The following is a 19,355-nucleotide window of genomic DNA, read 5'->3' as shown; positions in this document are numbered from 1 at the left end:
CCACCCTTCTCCTCGATTATCTGTTGTTGCTATAGTGCCATGATCTTCATTCTCAAGCGGCTTCGCTTGTTTTCTTCTCATCCTCGGACCAGCTCTGGCGTGTCATAGTACCCCATGAATTGTTGTTTTGCATGAACTGCACATGTCCCTGCAATCTCCACAGTACGCCAAGCTGATGGTAACCGACGAACTTCAGCGCGGAGTAGACCAGCATTTTGACCAGATCGGAGAGCTTGTTGTAACGCTTGAATGCAATCTCCTCCAGGATAAGTGCGCCTACACTCAGCAGGTAACCACACACGAAGTTCAGTAATCCGAACAGAACCAGGATCGGCCACTGGGTCATATCCAGAAGCACATATCCGGCGAGTGCCAGAAGTCCGGTAATTCGGAAATACGGATTCAGCGCTTCAAAAATAACGTTATATGGCATGGTCACCATACCCATAACCTTATATTTCGGATTGAACAACATGCCACGATTCTCGATCATGTTCTTCAGATTCCCGCGGCCCCAACGCTTGCGCTGACTGGACAAGATCCGGTAGGAATCCGGTGCCTGCGTCCAGCATACGGCCTCAGGACAGAAGGCGACGCGGTACTTCAATTTGTTTTCCAACATATAACGGTGGAGCTTGATGATGATGTTCATGTCTTCCCCAGGATAACCATCCCGATATCCACCTACAGCGATAACAGCGTCCTTACGGAACATGCCGAAGGCACCGGAGACAATGATTAGACCGTTCATGTGACTCCAGCCAATCCGCCCGCCCAGGAAGGCTTTGAGATATTCAATCGACTGGAACATGGGCCAGATCTTACGCGGCAGCGATACATCTTGCACTGCCCCGTTTTCAATTTTGCAACCATTGGCTATCCTTACATCTCCACCGATGGCTACCGTCTCTTCCGGATTCTCCATATACATGCGTGCCATGCGGATCAGGGCATCCTTCTCCAGCAACGAATCGGCATCAATGGAAGAGATCAGCGGATAATGGGACAGGTTGATTCCTGCATTGAGGGAATCGGCCTTCCCGCCATTTTCCTTGTCAATGACATACAGATCCGGGAACTCCGGGTTATGATAGATCCCGCGAATTTTCTGGCAAGCAATTTTGCCCCGAATCTTCGTATCGGGTACCGGCTTCAGGCGATATTCTTCCAACAGGATCTTCAGCGTAGCATCACTGGAGCCATCATTCACGACGATGACTTCATACGTTGGATAATTCAGCGTCATCAGGCAGTTCACATTTTCAATAATCGTCAGTTCCTCGTTGTACGCTGGTACCAGCAGGGAAACCGAAGGCACCAATTCCGAGCCTGACAATGTATTGTATTTGGAATAATGCGACCGCCGGAAGATCGTCCAGATGTTACGGAATGATAACGCCAGAATGGAAAAGTAGAGCGTATTGACGAAAACAACATAGTAGATTGCGACCATGCCGTAGATTAACAGTAGATCCCTAAGCAGTGTAATCCCCTCCTACCGTAGCCACACCTGTGCGTTTCTTGCTGGTTCTGTTCTCTCGTACAGGGCCAAAATAGCGATCATAGAGCAGTCTCTTTTTGTTATGTGCAATCATCTGCTCTACTGCGCTGTCCTCAGTTCTCGTGTGCTGCATGGTACTCACGATCTGCTGCATCGCAATCTCGCGCTCAGCACCTGTACCTTGCACCGCAGCCTGACATAGCGCTTCGAATCCCGGTTCGCCCAGCTTGCTCAGACTCTCGGCACTGTTATAGCGAACTCTCCAGTCCTCATCCCGCAGCGCTTTGCGCAGCAATGGAATGCTGCCAGATGCATGCTTCGAACCGAGCGCTTGCACCACTTCGGCGCGAACTTCCGGATCAGGGTCCTGGATCAGCTTCAGAATTGTCTCATCCCGGAGTGCCAGACTTGCGCTAAGATACAGCTTCACCGCCTCGGCGCGTACATCCTGATGTTCGGCGCCTACGAGTCTGTCGAGCGCAGGCATCACTTCAGGTACAGCTTGCCCCCACATCGCAACGAGTCCAACTTTGACAAAATCAGGATTCCGGTCTTCCAGCAATTCGATTAGAATTCTGCTCGTATCCAGACTCGCTTCAAGCAGAATATCTGCTGCCAGATGGTGAATGGACTTGCCTTTGGTTAACAGCAACGCCAGCATGTCTTTCAGTTCACCTTGTCGAGTCGTACATCTGGAGATGGAACGACCAATCATAATGGCCATCGGGCCCGGTTTCTCATCCTTCAGCAATTCCATCAAACCCGGAACAGCTTCGGGACAACGCATGCCACCCAAGCGATAAGCCGCTTCAATCTGGCGACCGTAACGCAGACGACCCAGTTCCTTCAGGTCGTGCTCTACGAATCCCGCTTCACGGCACAGTGCAATTAATTTGTCGCGGTACTCCCCTTTGAACTGGTCAATCCATTCAATAAGCCTGTCCTGGATGACCCGGCGTTCGAGCGGAGCCAGCTTGCCTGGTGGCAGTCTGAGCGGACTATTCTCGGTCAAGGCCGTTTGCAGATAAGTGAAGTAGTCACGCTGTTTCAATTCATAGAACGCAATCTTGCGTCGTTTGCCGTTGTGGGACATTTTCATGGCAAACAATACGATGACGCCTACAACAACAAGTGCGATACAGATGTACAAAAACAGATAGGCCAAAGCCAAACTTGAAAACATGTGAAAAGGTCCTCCTTTATACTCATTTATTTGATCTGAAAACTAGGAATTTTTTCGTAGCTCTGCTTCATTTTCTCGTAGCTTAGCTTCAACCGCTCGCTATACTGGACCTGTTCCCACGGCTGCCAGCTATACACCGGCAACGTCTTCAGGTCCAAGGTCGTCTGTTCTCCCCCAGGCCAGGACACCTTTTCCGTGGCGCGGTCCATGAGCCATGGAATGAGAGTAACACCTTCCACAGCAACTGTGGAGAACTCACGGCCATTCTTGAGCGGTCCATAGTCAATCGCTTGCAGCGAACTCGGATCACCAAACCCGAGCAGCATCCAGGGAATTCGCATCTCTACCTGATTGCCGTTATACTGCCATGTCGTTAACGAATCTGTATCGGGCTGACCGGGTGCTGTGGTTCCCCGTTTCAATGTCCCGACCCTTTCATTCATGAACGGATGGGCAGATCGCGTATCCGGCGGTGTCATCTTCAGGCTGACTGCCAGATTCCATGGATGGAACGGATCTGTGGAATCAGACTGCTTGTCTGGTAACATGTCGTATCCATCCTTACCGTACAGACGCTGATTAAAGTCATAATCCTTGGCGATTTCCACCTGAGATTCTTCATCCTGCCCCAGTGTAATCACCGTCTCAAGACCATCACTAAGCGTACGGCCCGGGAGTAACTTATCAGGCTGACTGCCTCCGGCAAGGGTATCCGTCCCAATTCGCAGCACCGTCTGATCCGGGTCAAAAGGTTGATCCAAGGTCAGCCCAATATACAGATAGGCTTCATCATGGGTCAGCTTCATCTCCTGAATGCCGTCCACTTGGCCCTGCCAGGTGGTGACTTCTTCATCCTTCAGATCATCCCAGTCATCCAGTTTCCCGTCGATGGTCAACTGTTCCTGTTTACCCGGGTCCATGGCAAGCAGACCAAACATCTTCTCGTTCGTCAGCACGTTCAGCCAGTATGCCCGGCGATCAGCCGGGATTTCCAGTGGCATCGTGTTCCATGTTTTTTTGAACCACTCATCCTGCCACATGAACACAATCGCTCCCGAGTACCCTTCATCATAGATATCCTGCGTCAATGACGCGTCAATATCTCCCTGCTCCACCTCGTTATGTCCACCCTGATTTCGGCCTCCCATACCCAGATGGGAAATACCCAGAGAAGAAGGTACACCATACTCTGTAATCATCACAGGCATATCGGAAAACTCGGCTTTGAGCTTACGCAGATAACTTTTGTACGTGTTGTACTCACCGTTCTCATCTTTGATCGTTTGGAGTGTTTTATCGATATGGAACAGATCCGGGTAATACGGGTACACATGGTAGGCTGCAAAATAACCTCCCTGCCACGCCTCCGGCTGAATATGACGCGCATCTACACTGACGAGATCCTCTTCATACAGCGGCTCGCCGGGATGATCCAGCACATCGGTGGTTACCCAGTTGGTGAAAGTCATCGGATGCTCCCATCCATACTTCTTCTCCAGAACCGCCGTATGATCCAGCAGCTCTGCCAGCCAATTTTCGAACGGTGACGCTTCTGGACTCGCGGAGAAATGAACTCCCTTGTATTGCGGCACGTCCGCATGTTTCGCGTTCGTATTGTCTACCATCGCCGGGTCCCATTCCGTACCCACATGCCAGGCCATCAGATATTTTCCAGCATTCGTCTTGTATTTGCCGCTGGACTCTCCCTGCTTGGCAGGAATGTCCGCATCGCCATAGACAGCGGATACTGCCTTTTCAATCTCCTGCTTGAACGTCTGCTCAATATGGGCATCATAGGCATCTTGCTTCTCAATCAACTCTTCTTCAGGTGACCATATGCCCTGTATAAAATATAACGGTTGCTCCCGGCCACGATTGTATTCGACCAATGCGGAGTAAAAAATCGGTTCGTGAACCGTGTATACCCGGATCACATTGGCTCCCAGATCCTCGATCTGCTGAAGCCACCGCAAGTAATCCTCTTTGGTCAGCGGGAATTCTCCCGGGTAATGCCCCGGTGAAGTTGCGCCCAGGTTGACACCTTTGACGAACATCTCCCTCCACGTTCTATCCGGCCCGTATTCCATGAACCGGTCTCCATCGGTCTTGAATTTCATCTCCGTGCCATTCTCCGCTGTGTATGTAACGAGCTTGGGTTGCATATAGTGCCATCCGGCAAATATCCCGCCAGTCACCACCACCGCTCCTGTCAACACCGTTAATAACCAGCGTCTTCGTCTTTGTCTGCTCATGTCTTTAGATTGCTCACCTCTCTATTATGCATCCTGCTTCAACACCGAATGGTCCAACATGAAGCATAGGAATCATTCCGCTTCGGATGTCCGCTTGGTAGAGATGTCAGCGGTGTAGTTCTCACTATAGCGCTAAGACTCTGCATTTGTAACTAGGCTGATGGAAGCAAACATGATATGGAACATTCTGCCCATAATTCGTAAAAAGGTCCATCAACTACCACTCGGAAGCCTCTGGGATACATCTGATTCCCGAACACTAATATTTGCTGGAATTGATGCTTTGGATGCCCTGCTGATCTTGCACTTCTGGAACCTTTATTGTTATGTGCAACGCGGGTACAGGCATCGTTTGCCGTTGGAACACATACCCCATTAAACGCGAGTCATATTTTAAAGTTGCGGACCTTTTTACAGTATTAACCATAAAGATTACAAAATTGATACTATAGTCCGATAACGCATCAGCGATATTCCGCGTCACATCAAGGTTTTCTGAAAAATGCAGAAAATCAAAAAAGGACGTCAGTCCCCCTCTATAGGTCTGTGCCCATTTATAAACCTTTTACAAAAACCTAAATGAACGCCCTGTCATCACCCAGAGGTCACGGATCTCTCACATTAAATGTAAAAAAGCACATCTTATTTCCTAATTTCTGCCTCTAATATAGCTAATCCATAATTGTGTCCAATTTGCAAAATAATTCCGGTTGCCGCATTTAGAATTGTCGGATATGCTTATAAAACAGGAACACTTGTTCCATACTGTAAATAAACTGTTAAATATCGATGTTCAAATGAAGATAATCGATGCTTAACAGAGCACAGCATCATGGATAAGGAGAGAAGTCTTATGCCCCGCCAAGACAGACGTGTCATCATGCTGGCCGACTGCCAGTCATTCTATGCCAGTGTGGAGAAGTCTGCACACCCCGAATACAAGGATCGACCCCTCGTTGTAGCGGGAGATCCGGCGCGCCGTTCGGGTATTATTCTTGCGGCCTGTCCACTCGCCAAGTCCTATGGAATTACGACAGCAGAACGACTGGGCGAAGCGCTCGCCAAATGTCCGGATGTTGTGGTCGTTCGCCCCCGGATGGCCGAGTACATTCGGGTATCCCTTCATATTACGCGTATCCTGCAGTCTTACACGGATCTGGTGGAACCCTATAGTATTGATGAGCAGTTCCTCGATGTCACCGGAAGCCTGGATCTGTTTGGCAGTCCCGAGACGATTGCCCGCAGCATTCAATCCAGAGTGATGGATGAGACGGGTGTGTACATTCGAATCGGTATCAGTGATACCAAGGTCGTCAGCAAGATGGCCTGTGATCTGTATGCCAAAAAAGTCCCTGATGGCATCTGCACGCTGCCTCGTAAAGATCTGCCGTCCACCATCTGGAAGAAGCCTGTGCGAGACATGTTCATGGTCGGTTCCCGCATGGCGCAGCATCTCTACAAGATGGGCATTCATACCATTGGTGATCTGGCCCAGACTCCGCTGTCTCGGCTGAGAGAACGTTGGGGTGTGAATGGCGAGGTACTGTGGCGTATTGCCCGCGGTATCGATGATTCTCCAGTCAAACCCGGGACATATGCTCATCAGCAGCAGGGTATTGGACATCAGATGACCCTCCCCCGGGACTATGACTCCTGGGAAGATATCAAGGTGGTGCTGCTTGAGCTAGCGGAGCTCGTCAGTCGACGTTCCCGGGACAAATCGCTCATGGGCCATGTTGTCTCGGTTGGATGTCGCGGACAGGATTATGATCGGCCCACCGGTTTCTCCCGCCAGATGAAGGTGAATGAACCCACCAACATTACGGATGAAGTATACGATGCGGCAGCAGCTCTGTTCCTGCGCCATTGGGACGGATTACCCATCCGCCGCATCAGCGTGTCACTGACCGGACTAGTGCCTGATTCCGAAGTGCAGCTGTCCTGGTTCGATGACCGCGAACGCAAAAGAGAACTGGAACGTGCCACGGATGACATTAAGCGCAGATATGGAGATACCGCCATCATGCGGGCATCCTCCCTATGCTCATCCGCGCAGGCACAGGAACGTTCTCATAAAATTGGAGGTCATTATAAATGAGTAAAAAATTGCAGCAAAACGGTATCTTCGAGTCCTCACGCATGATGCTCCCCGAACATCGGGAAGCCTATATTCTTCATCAGGAACAACTCGCTCCTCGTACCCGCCCATCCCTGGATGCCCAGGCCGCAGAAGAAATGTCCCGTCTGCTCAGCAACTCGATGATGCTTGGAGATATCGTTACCATTACGTTGTTTCACGAACATGACGATATCCGTTACACGGGGCAGGTGCTTCGGCTGGACCGTCCTGCCCGTACTCTCCGATTGCTGATGGAAGGTGGGTCCCGGGATATTCAGATGAACCTCATTACGGATGTGGCGCTTGCCAATGAATGAAGGGGTATATACCCACCCCGATGTTGTGGATATTCCATGATAGATGCAGCATTGCCGTTGCCATGCAGGACTGTCTTCCTACACTTCCTGGTGAATACCAAAAGTAGCCGACGAGACATATCCAGACCATTCACTTCGTTCTAAAGAAGCAAAATATCAGATACGTGATTCATCGGCTACAGATAAGGGTATAACTTCTTTTTTCAGTAAACTTCTTAGAATAAGCTCCAGTCGAATTCCTTGGAAAGACGCTCCAGCAGATGCACGCCGGCAATACTGTTGCCTTTGCGATTCAGAGCCGGTCCGACAAGACCTATGCCGAATTGTCCCGGTACAAGGGTCAGAATCCCACCGGATACTCCACTTTTGGCGGGCAAGCCGACCTCGATGGCAAATTCGCCTGATGCATTATACATACCACAGGTGGTCATAAAGGTTTTGGCAATCTGAACATAGCGACGAGGGATGATTTCTTCTCCCGTAATTGGATCTGTTCCATCGTAGGCCAGAACGAGTGACATTCGAGACAGATCTGCACACGTCACTTCAATGGAGCAATGACGGAAATACACGGCTAGCACGTCTTCCACGTCATCCTTAATGACTCCGTTGTGCTTCAAAAAGTAGCCAAGTGAACGATTCATATGACCACTCTCCGATTCGGACTGAAACACCTCTTCGTTATAGCCCAGCCGATCATTATGTGCCAGCTTGCGGAAAAACTCCAGAATGCGCCGTGATTTCTCTTCCTTGCAGTCTCCTCCAACAAGCGAGGACACCGTAATTGCACCTGCATTGATCAATGGATTAAAGGGAATACCGGGTTCGACTAGTTCAAGCTTAACCATTGAATCGTAATCGTCGCCTGTAGGTTCTTTTCCTACATTAAAGAAGACTGCTTCTTCCCCATGATCCATTAAGGCCAGAATAAGGGTAAATACTTTGGAGATACTTTGCATCGTAAATGGGACACCGCAATCCCCAGCCGACACATAATTACCTTCGGCGTCCATGATATGTATACCGAGCTCATCCTGTGAGGCTTTGATAAGCTCTGGAATATAAGAAGCCACTTTACCCTGCCCGGTGTGCAAACGACTGGTCTCCAGCCACTCCGGCAGTAATGCATTCAGACGTTCCATGGTTGAATTGCTCATATGTCATCTCCTCCACATCTCTATATAAGCATCTGATTACCCTAAAATGTTCCCTTTACCGCTTCATTTGAAGATTTAACTCCAAGATCTCACCAGGAAGACCTTCGTAATCGCCAGTCCAGGTGGACACAAAGTTCTGTCTGGTTAAGATCTGACGGGAAGCGACATTAGATGGATCAATGACTGCATAGAGTGATCCAATCCCTGCGGCTTGTGCCTGTATAATCAGCCGAGATGCTATTGCAGTTCCCTTGCCTTTGCCCCAATGTTCAGGCAGGATCATATAACCTATTTCGGCCCGGTTCGGGTCTGCCTCATCCGGGATCAATTTGGCATACGCCACACCGGCACCATCTTCACTAAATACTCGGTAATGTCCACAAGTGGAACGCTCATTAAAATCCAGCATGGACTCGAATTGCGATCTCGCCTCTTGCTCCGGGATTGCACGTTCTGTAATCTGTTTCATCACTTCCATATTGGAAACCAACGCATAATAATCATCAAAATCAGGTTGTGTGTATTTAATGAAGTTCATGATATGCCTCCTCTGGCGTACATAACTTGGTCTTAATCTTCTTGGAATCACCTAGAGTATAACAGAAGCGAATGAGGGAATGCACACAAGGCACCACGCTCGCAATCAGCCAGATAGTTCAACAGACCAACAGGCCGGCAATCAGGCTAGTAGATACCAAAAAGCGGCCTCATCTGGAGACCGCTCTTTTACTTTTTACAATGAAGAAATATCCTATTCGGTGCTTTCAGTGCATGTTGCTTAGCTTGCCCGTGATGAAGGATTAAGGTTCATCTGTTTTTCACGTTGACGTGCCCGACGACCTTGACCCGGAGGTGTAATGATCAGTGCGAGCAACAGCGAGACAGCGCAGAGTACAGCAATCACGATAAAGGTTAGATGGAATCCGCCCAGCAGGGCGCTGATGAACGATCCAGCCAAAGCACCAAATCCAAATCCCTGATAGATCACGCCATAGTTTTTGCTCTGATTCTTCAGTCCGAAGTAGTCGGCCACAATCGCCGGGAATACCGTAATGTTACCACCGAAGCAGAATGCAACGGCCGCTACACAGGCGAAGAAAATTCCGAAGGTTAGTGGAACCAGACTAAGTGTCATGACAGCTACGGCTGTAACCAGCAGCGCACCAGCGATGACCTTCATTCGTCCTACTTTATCCGACAGCGCACCAAGAATAATACGTCCTGCCGTGTTAAAGATCGCAACCATGGCGACTGCATTCGCAGCTGTAGCTACATCAAGTCCAGCGAGCTGTACACCGATATCTTTGACAATACCGATCAGATACAGTCCGCTCATACACGCCGTGAAGAAAATAACGAACAGCATGTACGCTTCCTTCGTACGCAGCATCTCTTTTACCGTATAGTCATGACGTGCCACGACTTGTTTCGTTCCTTCCTTACTTGCCGGAGCCTGTTCACGAACAACCGCTTCACGAATCAGGAATGATCCCGCAACGACCAGAACCAGAACGATAATACCCCAATACATAAATGCCTGAGCAGGACCAACGGCACCAATCAATGCCGAGTTTACATATTTGAACAATAGACTACCGGTACCGAAAGCTCCGACCGAGATCCCCGAGATCAGGCCTTTACGCTCCGGGAACCATTTGATCAGATTAGACAGCGACGTAATATACGCCGTACCATCTGCAAAACCAACGACAAATCCAGCCAAAATGTACAGCAGTGTTAGGGAAGTAACTTGGGAACTCAGAATCAGACCCAGTCCAAGCACAACCCCGGCTACACGAATGAGGCGCTGGAGGCCCCAACGTTCCTGCAACCGTCCTGCAAACAATGTGGCAAATGCCAATGCAAAACTGGTAATTGAAAAAGTTATCGCGACCGAGCTGACGTCCCATCCGAAACGATCAGACAGCGGTTGATTAAATAAACTCCAAGTATAGATGGTTCCAAGACCCATTTGTACAATGATAGTCCCCAAAACAATAAGCCAGCGGTTCATTTTTGTAGGTGCAAATGTTGATGTAGGTGCTGATGAAATTGCTGCTTTCATCGTGATCTCCCCTTTGCCGATGTCATATACATGAATGCGTTCACAAGCTAATCATACATGAAAGGGGATTCATTACACCGGTTTGAGCATGAGTTGCATCAGATGCGGAATGAAATGCTTCTAGATGCGCATGAGTTGCCTGAATTCTTTGACCTTCCCGCGACTCACGGGCACTTCAGCTTCCAAATCGCGCAAACGGAGCAGATACGTATTGTTGAACCAAGGCACTATTTCACGGATTTGCGACAGATTTACGACGTACGAACGGTGGCAGCGAAAGAACGTGTCCTGTGGCAGACGGCTGTGAAAATCCGAAATGCTCACTGGCATGGTGAACTCACCATTTTTAGTATATACCTTCGTCACCTTCTCTTGCGCTTCCGCATAGTAGATGTCTGCCGTATCCGTAACAATAATATTGTCATTCCGCAGCAAATTAATTCTTCTGTCCGTATGGGAATTCGTATCTCGTAACAGTTCCCCTTGCACAGCAGATCCGTCCGCCGTAGGGGCTGTTCTCTCCTCAACATGTTGCTCCACCGGCGCATGATCACGCTTGAAAGCCACCTCCAGCTTATGGAGCATCGCAGCGATTCGCTTCTCGTCATAAGGCTTCAGAATATAATCGAACGCCTCCAACTCAAAGGCTTCTGCTGCATGTTCCTTATACGCCGTAGTAAATACAATATAAGGTTTAGTTGCAAACTTCCCGATATGATGAGCCAGCATCATGCCGTCCAGCGAGGGAATATTGATATCGAGGAAAATCACGTCAACTTCTTGTTCCTGCAAAAACTTCAGTACATCCAGCCCGTCTTCAAGGCGATCCACCACCTCAATCTGACTATGTTCCTGGATTAAATAATTCAATTCCTCACTTGCCAGAATCTCGTCTTCCACAATAAGAGCTTTCATTGATCCATCATCACCTTGTTACGACATCTCCTTTGGGCACATCAAATAAAATATCGGTTCCTTGCTCCAGCCTTGTAATGGTTACACCTTGTCCGTAGATGAGCTTAACCCGGCGATGCACATTATACAGCCCGATCTGGTTACCCGGCATGCGGTCATGGTAGACCCGTTCTATAATGTCTGCTCCAATGCCTGCTCCTGTATCACTGACACTGATTCGCACAAACTCCGGATAATCCTGTACCCGAATTCGAACGGTCCCGGGTCCTTTCACCTTGAGAATGCCATGTATAATTGCATTTTCGACGAGCGGCTGGATGACAAGACTCGGGATATGCACCGCGACCTCATCAATCTCATAGATCACATTAAGTCGACTGCCGAAGCGGGCTTTCTCAATCTCCACATAATTGCGGACCTGCTCCAGTTCCTTGTGAATATCGATTAACTCATCCGACAGTTCCAGATTGTAGCGCATGTATCCGGATAGATTGACAATCAACTCCCGCGCACGATCCGGTTTGGTTCGGATGGACGAAGCAATCGCATTTAGCGCATTAAACAGAAAATGAGGGTGAATGGTTGTCTGTAATGCACGCAGCTCTGCTTTGTTGGCAGCTGCCTTGATCTCCTCTACCCGCGATACCTCCATCTGGGTCGAGATGATCTGCGATAGACCTACAGCCATCGTTTGCAATGGATACGTAATTTTGTACGCTTTGCGATAATAGATTTTGAGCGCACCTGTGATGTCTCCTCGTTCTTTGAGCGGAATGATTAACAGCGAGTGAATATCCGGTGTTTTTTCATCAATCACATCATTGCTGATCGTAATCTCCCCGCTGGATATCGTCTTCTTCGTCATCTCACTAATAATCTCATTGCCAATATGATATCGTTCCTCACCAAATCCTACATAAGCCAGTACATTCCGGGTATCCGTAATCGCAACCGCATCAGCCTGAATATCCTCCTGAATAATCCGGCAGATTTTGCGCAGAGAATCCTCATCAATCGAACGGAAATATGGTAAGGTCTTGTTCGCAATCTCCAACGCAAGCTTCGCCTGACGAGCCGCAATCATCTCCTTTTCCCCTTCTACACTCTGCACCAATAGCACAATCAGCCCAATATTGACTTCACCAAGAATCATAGGCAAGGCAATCTGCGAAACAATATCAGCACCCAGTGGATCGGGATAGGAATATAGCAGGATCAGTAACATCGTCAGCGCTTCACAGATCATTCCGGCACCAATACCAATAATCCATCGCTTGGGCTTGGGCGTATACTTATGTATATATCCAGAGACCAGACCTGCAAGGATACTCGTGATCAGACACGGTATGGCTGTGACTCCATCGATATCAATCAGATACCGATGCACCCCGGAGACAATACCCGTAATAATACCCACAGGCGCTCCGAACAAAATACCACCCGATAGCACGGCGATGATCCGCACGTTCACCAGTGAACCTTCAACATTAATGCCGGTATACGTGCCGAAGATGGCAAAAGCACAGAATAACAAGGTAACCGCAATATACTCCTGCCACCTTAATTTCCCTTTTTGCAGAATCTGCCTAAATCTCGGCACCCTCGACAGAAAGAATAAAAATATAATCAGCAGCGCCGCCCGTTCAAATAAACCCAGCAGCATCGTAAACATTTCCAATCGTACTTCCTCCACATCTGTCCAAAATAAAAACATGTCTCATTGTAACGCAATTTCCTTCATCTCGTATGCAACAGTTTACCGCTCCCCCCGGAGGAAAGCAAAGTCCATCCTGTGAAAATGCATCAACAATACTGCACCATGCACACCATAGTTCATCCCTTAACTTCTATGAAAATCTGCGATTCCCGAAAAACCTATGTTATAATCAGTTGTCAGGTTATTCCAATTGTACATTAATACAGAAAGGTGTTCATGCATGCTTGCAATTCTACTCCTAGGTTTCCTTCTACTTTTTAGTCTTCTATGGTACACCCTATCTTTTCTCTCCAAACGAAGTCAGAATCCCGATCGCTCATCGGCGATTGTCCTGCGAATAATCTTAAGCATCTCAACTCTGGCACTCATCGTTCAAGTCTACATACTTAAAGGAAACCCGTATAACAACATTTTAATTTTAGTGTTCATCGCTTCATTAGTAGCCACTCGTTCTTTTAACGGTATTAACAAAGAGAGATAAATTAGATTAAAGTGTTCTAATGAATCTAAAAACGCTGTTCCAATGCGGGTTTCATCCATTCTGGACAATCTTTATCGACACAAAAATCCCCTCCCAAGGTAAAAGTTCGTTGATCTTACCTTGGAAGGGGATAGTTTTCAACATTCATTTTGTAGTCAACACGCGATTTCAAATGGATATTTAAACTTCCCTTTTACGAAGTTCTTGGATTGTTGGAATTGGCTATTCTACTTTCTGGTCGGTCTTGCTCCAAAAACCGGCAAAGAGTTCAAAAGAACAATACTTAGAAATATCAAAATTAGAATAACGAAAACTAACGTTCCGTTTAAGACAACCCCATTATCGCCCAACGTTAACGATCTTCCTGACCCAGGTTGGCTCATTCGTCGCCGCCCTTACGAGGCAGTCGGCGCAGTCAGTGAAGGAAAGTGGCCGGAGCGGAGAAATGCGGGTCGAGGGGCCTGCCGTATATTTCGAAGTGGTGGCTACGTCGCTAAGAGCTGGCGGTCGTACAATGATCCAATCTAATTCGCTCCGTTGTACTGCACGCTCGGCAATGGCCTTGTCCTCAACCGCCTTCGTGAAAATGCGACCCGAAATGTTTATGGCCAAGCGATTTAGTGGTGAAAGTTCTTTTCCATCGCTCAGACCAATGCCGCTCTGCATGACGAAGCGCTTAACTCCGGCGCTCTGACAGGCTGCTAGGATGTTCGTAATGCCCACCGACATGATGGTGCCTGGCGAAAAGTTTTTGCGGATGTTCGAGATCCCCTCCGATATGACGGTACCCTGCGAAAAGTTTCCGGTAGGACCTATGCAACTAATTACCACATCTGTATCGGCCAAGGCCTTGGCAATGCTCGGCATATCGAGTACATCTCCCTGTCGGACGCTGAGGCGTGCTGTGGGGGCGATGACTTCCGGCCGGCGAGCCACGGCTACAACCTCGTGCCCCAAATCAAGTGCTCGCTCTATCACTTTCCTGCCAGTCGCACCCGTCGCTCCTATTACCGTAATCTTCATTAAGTAGATCCCCCTTCGAATGTGATCATTATTACTTCTACTCATAGCTGCTTTACTGGACAGCACGGGTGGCTGCCAAAGCTTTGACGCAGCTTGCCAACCGCGAAGAAGATCGGCTCCTACTGGTTCAATTTATATCCACATAAAAATGCACAATGGTGTATTAGGTAACAACTGTGTATAATCATAAACAAAAAAATAATGCGCCAGCAATGACCAAATAACCGTAATTCGTGCATTTGTTCACAAATCATTTGAAGTTGTGTAATTTATTTTAGAAAGCATGGTGACTCTCAGTGTCTAAGGTGGATAGAAGAATAATCAAATCTCAAGAAGCGATAAAAAAAGCTCTGATTGAACTGATGATTGAAAAAAAAATGGATCAAATTACTATACAAGAAATTTCCGATAGGGCAAATGTTAGCCGAAGAACCATCTATCTTCACTACATAGATAAATTTGATCTTCTAGATAAGCTAATCGAAGAACATATTTATGAACTACGGAAACTCTGTGAATTAGCAGCTAATAATACCGTTTATTTTGATGCGGTATTGTTATGGTTCGAGTACTTTGAGAGTCATTATTTATTCTTTTCAACGATGTTGGCGAATCAAGGAGGACCTTTTTTTCGCAGTCGGTTCCTTGAATTTGTCCTCCAAGAGTTAAAGAATGTAGAAAACATAACCGAAGGAAGTTCTCAAGGATTAAGTCACGGTGACGGTGAAGATGTGATTATTCAATTTTTTGGAGCTGCTATCGTAGGGGTAGTGGAATGGTGGTTCAAGAATGGAAAGCCCTCCCCCCCTCACTATATGGCACAACGAGTGGGAGCATTGTTAGAAAGGAATTTATAATCGATCTTGAATCACCATCTAAAAGTGCTTCATCATTTTCAAGGGATTTGGGTTGAGCATATTCAACCGAGACGTTGCCATAAGGCTTGTCCCTGCTTATAACGAACAAAAAGGGCGGACTCTAAGTCATCTTTCTGACTTAGGGTCCGCCCTTACCTAAAATTACCTCATACACATTCGATGTAATTTGGTTTTTTATAAAATGAACTCCAGCTACACAGTAACGGAGAGTGCAGAACCAATCTGGAGAAGCGAAGCTAAAAGCTTTCTGAAAGAAAGCTACTTCGTAAGCATAATCTCGCCTTTATCCCCGGATTTTACCCTTTCAAAGGGTAATTCAAAAAAATCCGGGGATAACAGCGATCGAAAGATGGTACTGCACTCGTAGTGGCCACGTGTAACACCCTGTAGTTTATTTTAACCCACCCAACATTACATCGTATCCCTACCTAAACATCCCCCACAGCTTAATCAGATGAAACGTATTGTTCGGATCAATCTTCTGTGCGAGTACAAAAGCAACGAACTGCTCCTCCTGCGCCGTAGAGAAATTTTCATTCATAATGACTGCCGAAGACTTGACCAACCTTCTGACCTTGGCCTTATCTTGCAAATCAGACTTGGTCACGCCATCAATCAACCTTTTGATACGCTCTTTGACAGCAGGATTTTTCATCTTTAATTTGATCCGCTCCACCAGCTGCGGACTGATTCCATATTGTTGGTAACCCAAAACGTACAGCACCTCCCAAAGAATAAACTCACTTCCTATTCATATGTCGGGAGGGCTTGTACACTTGTCTGTTTTTACAAAGGTAATATGAAAAATCCAGTCGTATCGGCAAACCTTAGTCAATTAAATCGCCTTTGAACACTTGCTGTTGCTGTAGGAAATCACGCAAAGGTGCGTAGTCCATAGACGTCCAGAAGGTCGCATCCTCAATCAAGTGGGTTACGTCATCTCTGGCTTGTTCCAGTACAGCAAAATCGGCAACCATGTCGGCAAGACGGAACTCAGGCAATCCACTCTGCTTTGTACCAAAGAAATCACCTGGACCCCGAAGATCCAGATCCCGACGAGATACCTCGAATCCATCCTCGGTTTCCGTCATCACCTTCATGCGCTCCTGCCCAACCTCCGTCTTTGGATCGGCAATGAGTACACAATAGGATGCGTGGGCCCCACGCCCCACCCGACCACGCAGCTGATGCAGCTGGGACAGCCCGAAGCGGTCCGCATCCATAATGACCATCAATGTTGCATTTGGCACATCGACCCCAACCTCCACAACGGTAGTCGAGACGAGAAGCTGAATATCATTGCTGTAGAAGTCGCGCATCATCTCTTCTTTCTCCGCGGCCGTCATCCGGCCATGCAGCAGACCTACGCGATATTTTGGAAAGTTCTGCTGCATCTGTACATGCAGATCAATTGCATTTTGGACATCCAGCTTCTCCGACTCTTCAATGAGTGGACAGATCAGATAGGCCTGACGTCCCTGATCCACTTCTCTGGAGATAAAACCGAGCACGCGCTCCATCATGTCATGTTTGACCCAATACGTAGAGATTGGAATCCGTCCCTTCGGACGTTCCGAGATCGTGGATACCTCAATATCCCCAAATGCCGTAATGGCCAGTGTCCGCGGAATTGGTGTAGCCGTCATCGTTAACACATCCGGATTATATCCTTTGCGTCGTAAAACGCTGCGCTGATTCACACCGAAGCGATGCTGCTCGTCCGTCACCACAAGACCCAGATCACGGAAGAAGACATCTTCCTGAATCAGGGCGTGTGTACCCACCACGATATCAATCATGCCCATTTGCAACGATGCGATCAGATCTTTACGCTTACGCCCATTTACACTGCCCGTTAACAGCCCTACGGTTACCCCAAACGGTTCAAACAGTTTTTGCAGTGACCGCATATGCTGCTCCGCCAGAATCTCTGTAGGCACCATCAGAGCCCCCTGAAAACCGGATCGAACCGTTGTATAGAGCGCAATCGCCGCAATCACCGTTTTACCGGAGCCCACGTCTCCCTGTAATAAGCGGTTCATTGCATAGGGGGAACGCATATCATGCAGAATCTCAAGCTCCACCTTTTTCTGGGCATCTGTCAATTCAAAAGGCAAACTGCGTACAAACTCACGAATCGTCGTATTGTCCGTAGTATGTACCATGCCATCCATGCGATTCCGGTTCAATGCACGATACGCCTGCATTTTCAACTGGAACAGAAACAGTTCTTCATACACCATCCGCTGTCTGGCCTGTTGACCTTCCCGGTTGTCCTGCGGACGATGAATCCCCGCAATCGCCTGCTTGCGTGGCATCAGAGTATATTTCTTCATCAACGATTGGGGTAATATTTCAGGAATCATATCTCCGAATTGGATTAATCCCTGATTGATCGTTTTGCGCATCCATTGTTGCGTGAGCTTCCCGGTTACCGAGTATACAGGTTGCAATGTGCCTGAACGCCCATCGCCTTTATCCGGGAACTCTGAATCAGTGACCGTCATCTGCATACGTTTTTGTTCCCATTTTCCTGTAATCACAATCTCCCGATTGGGCGTAAGCTGTTCTTTGAGGAAATGGCGATTGAACCACGTTGCTGTAATCATCCATTCTTCCGTCATGATCTTACAGGTGAGACGGGACTTTTTGCCGTATCGTTGTAATACAGGAATACCCATCACCTGTCCCTGGACGGTGATCTTGTCTCCATCTTTCACTTCACTAAGCGAACGCAGACGATAATCCTCATAACGGAAGGGATAATATTCCAGCAGATCTTTAACAGTAGAGATGCCAAAGGCGTGAAGCTCTCCCTCTTTGAGAGCACTCACGCCGTTAATTTGCTTAACCGATATTTCTTCCAATTTCATGTCTAATCCCTCATTCCGGAACAGGCCACATAAAGATCGCAATGACACCAGGCCCAACATGACTGCCTATTACAGCTCCAATATTGGTATAGATCACTTCATTCAGTGTAAAATGACCACGCAGCTGCTCTGCACAAGCGATCGCTGAACCCGGGTCTGCGGTATGCCCTACCGCCAGGTTAACCCGTTTGCCTGCAAGATCCTTCTGGAACAGCTCGATAATGCGTGTCATTGCTTTTTTATGACCTCTGACTTTCTCAACTGCGTAGATAACGCCTTCTTCATCAATAGACAGGATCGGCTTAATATTTAGCAGCGTTCCCAAGATGGCTGAAGCTTTGCCAATCCGACCGCCCTTTTGCAGATACTCCAGAGTATCTACGAGAAAGAACAACTTGCGAGATTGTTGCATCCCTTCAATAGCCGCAGTAATTTCGACTGCTGACTTGCCCTGTTCGGCAAGTTCAGCAGCCTGTACCACCATCAGACCGTATCCATAAGATGCTGACTTCGAATCCAGCACGGTGATGTCACCCTCACGCTCCAGCAAAGACTTGCCGAGCATGGCCGATTGATAGGTACCACTCATGCCGGATGACAGGTGGATGGATACAATCGGGCGTTCCGGGTTCTCATCCAGCAGTGCTTGATACACATTCATGAAATCGGTTGGAGATGGCTGTGAAGTTGTGGGCAACACAGATACCTTCTTCAATTTTTCATAGAACTGTTCCGAAGTCAGATCAATGCCGTCTGCATATGTTTCTTCCCCGAACAGAACACGCAGTGGAACAATGTGCATCCCGTACTTACGAATGAGTTCTTCGGGAATATCTGCCGTACTGTCCGTTACAATCGCAACCTTGTGGCTCAT

The 19,355-nt window shown here is 47.9% G+C and carries 15 protein-coding genes; 3 read left to right on the top strand and 12 right to left on the bottom strand.

Annotation, left to right across the window (positions count from 1 at the left end):
* Positions 1-52: 52 nt before the first annotated feature.
* From AC4G47_RS09740 to AC4G47_RS09730, 3 genes are read right to left on the bottom strand one after another with little or no spacing between them, the layout of a single operon-like run.
* A complete protein-coding gene (locus AC4G47_RS09740) occupies positions 53-1,453 on the bottom strand; it encodes a glycosyltransferase family 2 protein (protein WP_491105857.1) in 1,401 nt (466 codons plus the stop codon).
* A gap of 22 nt (positions 1,454-1,475) precedes the next feature.
* Complete coding sequence (locus tag AC4G47_RS09735; RefSeq protein ID WP_491105856.1) at positions 1,476-2,684, bottom strand: HEAT repeat domain-containing protein; 1,209 nt, start codon at positions 2,682-2,684, stop codon at positions 1,476-1,478.
* Positions 2,685-2,710: 26 nt separating this feature from the next.
* Positions 2,711-4,936, bottom strand: a complete 2,226-nt coding sequence (locus AC4G47_RS09730) for a hypothetical protein (protein ID WP_491105855.1) — start codon at positions 4,934-4,936, stop codon at positions 2,711-2,713.
* Between the two features lie 853 nt (positions 4,937-5,789).
* Between AC4G47_RS09730 and AC4G47_RS09725 the strand changes: the two genes are divergently transcribed.
* Entirely contained in the window at positions 5,790-7,034 is a 1,245-nt protein-coding gene (locus tag AC4G47_RS09725) for a DNA polymerase IV (protein WP_458123249.1), read from the top strand.
* A complete protein-coding gene (locus tag AC4G47_RS09720) occupies positions 7,031-7,372 on the top strand; it encodes a YolD-like family protein (protein ID WP_336763620.1) in 342 nt (113 codons plus the stop codon). The genes AC4G47_RS09725 and AC4G47_RS09720 overlap by 4 nt, the downstream gene beginning before the upstream one ends.
* 215 nt (positions 7,373-7,587) lie before the next feature.
* On the opposite strand, the gene glsA is transcribed toward AC4G47_RS09720, so the two are convergent.
* The 6 genes from glsA to AC4G47_RS09690 form a co-directional block, all read right to left on the bottom strand.
* A complete protein-coding gene (glsA, locus tag AC4G47_RS09715) occupies positions 7,588-8,529 on the bottom strand; it encodes a glutaminase A (protein ID WP_491105854.1) in 942 nt (313 codons plus the stop codon).
* Positions 8,530-8,584: 55 nt separating this feature from the next.
* The gene (locus AC4G47_RS09710) at positions 8,585-9,067 is read right to left on the bottom strand and encodes a GNAT family N-acetyltransferase (RefSeq protein ID WP_458123252.1); all 483 of its coding nucleotides are present in this window, start codon (positions 9,065-9,067) and stop codon (positions 8,585-8,587) included.
* Positions 9,068-9,307: 240 nt separating this feature from the next.
* A complete protein-coding gene (locus AC4G47_RS09705; protein ID WP_186327820.1) occupies positions 9,308-10,594 on the bottom strand; it encodes an L-lactate MFS transporter in 1,287 nt (428 codons plus the stop codon).
* A 120-nt stretch (positions 10,595-10,714) separates the two neighbouring features.
* Positions 10,715-11,509, bottom strand: coding sequence for a LytR/AlgR family response regulator transcription factor (locus AC4G47_RS09700; RefSeq protein ID WP_491105853.1), 795 nt, complete (start codon positions 11,507-11,509; stop codon positions 10,715-10,717).
* Positions 11,510-11,519: 10 nt separating this feature from the next.
* The gene (locus AC4G47_RS09695; RefSeq protein WP_491106675.1) at positions 11,520-13,172 is read right to left on the bottom strand and encodes a LytS/YhcK type 5TM receptor domain-containing protein; all 1,653 of its coding nucleotides are present in this window, start codon (positions 13,170-13,172) and stop codon (positions 11,520-11,522) included.
* Between the two features lie 874 nt (positions 13,173-14,046).
* Positions 14,047-14,730 carry an NAD(P)-dependent oxidoreductase gene (locus AC4G47_RS09690; RefSeq protein ID WP_491105852.1) on the bottom strand — a complete coding sequence of 228 codons (684 nt, stop codon included), beginning with the start codon at positions 14,728-14,730 and terminating at the stop codon, positions 14,047-14,049.
* Positions 14,731-15,026: 296 nt separating this feature from the next.
* Between AC4G47_RS09690 and AC4G47_RS09685 the strand changes: the two genes are divergently transcribed.
* Complete coding sequence (locus tag AC4G47_RS09685; protein ID WP_491105851.1) at positions 15,027-15,587, top strand: TetR/AcrR family transcriptional regulator; 561 nt, start codon at positions 15,027-15,029, stop codon at positions 15,585-15,587.
* 445 nt (positions 15,588-16,032) lie between these two features.
* On the opposite strand, the gene AC4G47_RS09680 is transcribed toward AC4G47_RS09685, so the two are convergent.
* From AC4G47_RS09680 to AC4G47_RS09670, 3 genes are all read right to left on the bottom strand, one after another.
* Positions 16,033-16,320, bottom strand: a complete 288-nt coding sequence (locus tag AC4G47_RS09680; protein WP_458123256.1) for a stage VI sporulation protein F — start codon at positions 16,318-16,320, stop codon at positions 16,033-16,035.
* A 115-nt stretch (positions 16,321-16,435) separates the two neighbouring features.
* Positions 16,436-18,481 carry an ATP-dependent DNA helicase RecG gene (recG, locus tag AC4G47_RS09675; protein ID WP_491105850.1) on the bottom strand — a complete coding sequence of 682 codons (2,046 nt, stop codon included), beginning with the start codon at positions 18,479-18,481 and terminating at the stop codon, positions 16,436-16,438.
* A gap of 10 nt (positions 18,482-18,491) precedes the next feature.
* On the bottom strand, positions 18,492-19,355 hold the full coding sequence (locus tag AC4G47_RS09670) for a DegV family protein (RefSeq protein WP_491105849.1): 864 nt from the start codon (positions 19,353-19,355) through the stop codon (positions 18,492-18,494).

The organism is Paenibacillus sp. Negev47, from assembly GCF_058313655.1.
This window is presented reverse-complemented; position numbering and strand designations above follow the sequence as displayed.

Excerpts from the sequence above, each read along its gene's own strand:
- AC4G47_RS09740 (WP_491105857.1), bottom strand. The coding sequence starts at position 1,453 with ATGGTCGCAATCTACTATGTTGTTTTCGTCAATACGCTCTACTTTTCC.
- AC4G47_RS09735 (WP_491105856.1), bottom strand. The coding sequence starts at position 2,684 with ATGTTTTCAAGTTTGGCTTTGGCCTATCTGTTTTTGTACATCTGTATC.
- AC4G47_RS09730 (WP_491105855.1), bottom strand. The coding sequence starts at position 4,936 with ATGAGCAGACAAAGACGAAGACGCTGGTTATTAACGGTGTTGACAGGA.
- AC4G47_RS09725 (WP_458123249.1), top strand. The coding sequence starts at position 5,790 with ATGCCCCGCCAAGACAGACGTGTCATCATGCTGGCCGACTGCCAGTCA.
- AC4G47_RS09720 (WP_336763620.1), top strand. The coding sequence starts at position 7,031 with ATGAGTAAAAAATTGCAGCAAAACGGTATCTTCGAGTCCTCACGCATG.
- glsA (WP_491105854.1), bottom strand. The coding sequence starts at position 8,529 with ATGAGCAATTCAACCATGGAACGTCTGAATGCATTACTGCCGGAGTGG.
- AC4G47_RS09710 (WP_458123252.1), bottom strand. The coding sequence starts at position 9,067 with ATGAACTTCATTAAATACACACAACCTGATTTTGATGATTATTATGCG.
- AC4G47_RS09705 (WP_186327820.1), bottom strand. The coding sequence starts at position 10,594 with ATGAAAGCAGCAATTTCATCAGCACCTACATCAACATTTGCACCTACA.
- AC4G47_RS09700 (WP_491105853.1), bottom strand. The coding sequence starts at position 11,509 with ATGAAAGCTCTTATTGTGGAAGACGAGATTCTGGCAAGTGAGGAATTG.
- AC4G47_RS09695 (WP_491106675.1), bottom strand. The coding sequence starts at position 13,172 with ATGCTGCTGGGTTTATTTGAACGGGCGGCGCTGCTGATTATATTTTTA.
- AC4G47_RS09690 (WP_491105852.1), bottom strand. The coding sequence starts at position 14,730 with ATGAAGATTACGGTAATAGGAGCGACGGGTGCGACTGGCAGGAAAGTG.
- recG (WP_491105850.1), bottom strand. The coding sequence starts at position 18,481 with ATGAAATTGGAAGAAATATCGGTTAAGCAAATTAACGGCGTGAGTGCT.
- AC4G47_RS09670 (WP_491105849.1), bottom strand. The coding sequence starts at position 19,355 with ATGAGCCACAAGGTTGCGATTGTAACGGACAGTACGGCAGATATTCCC.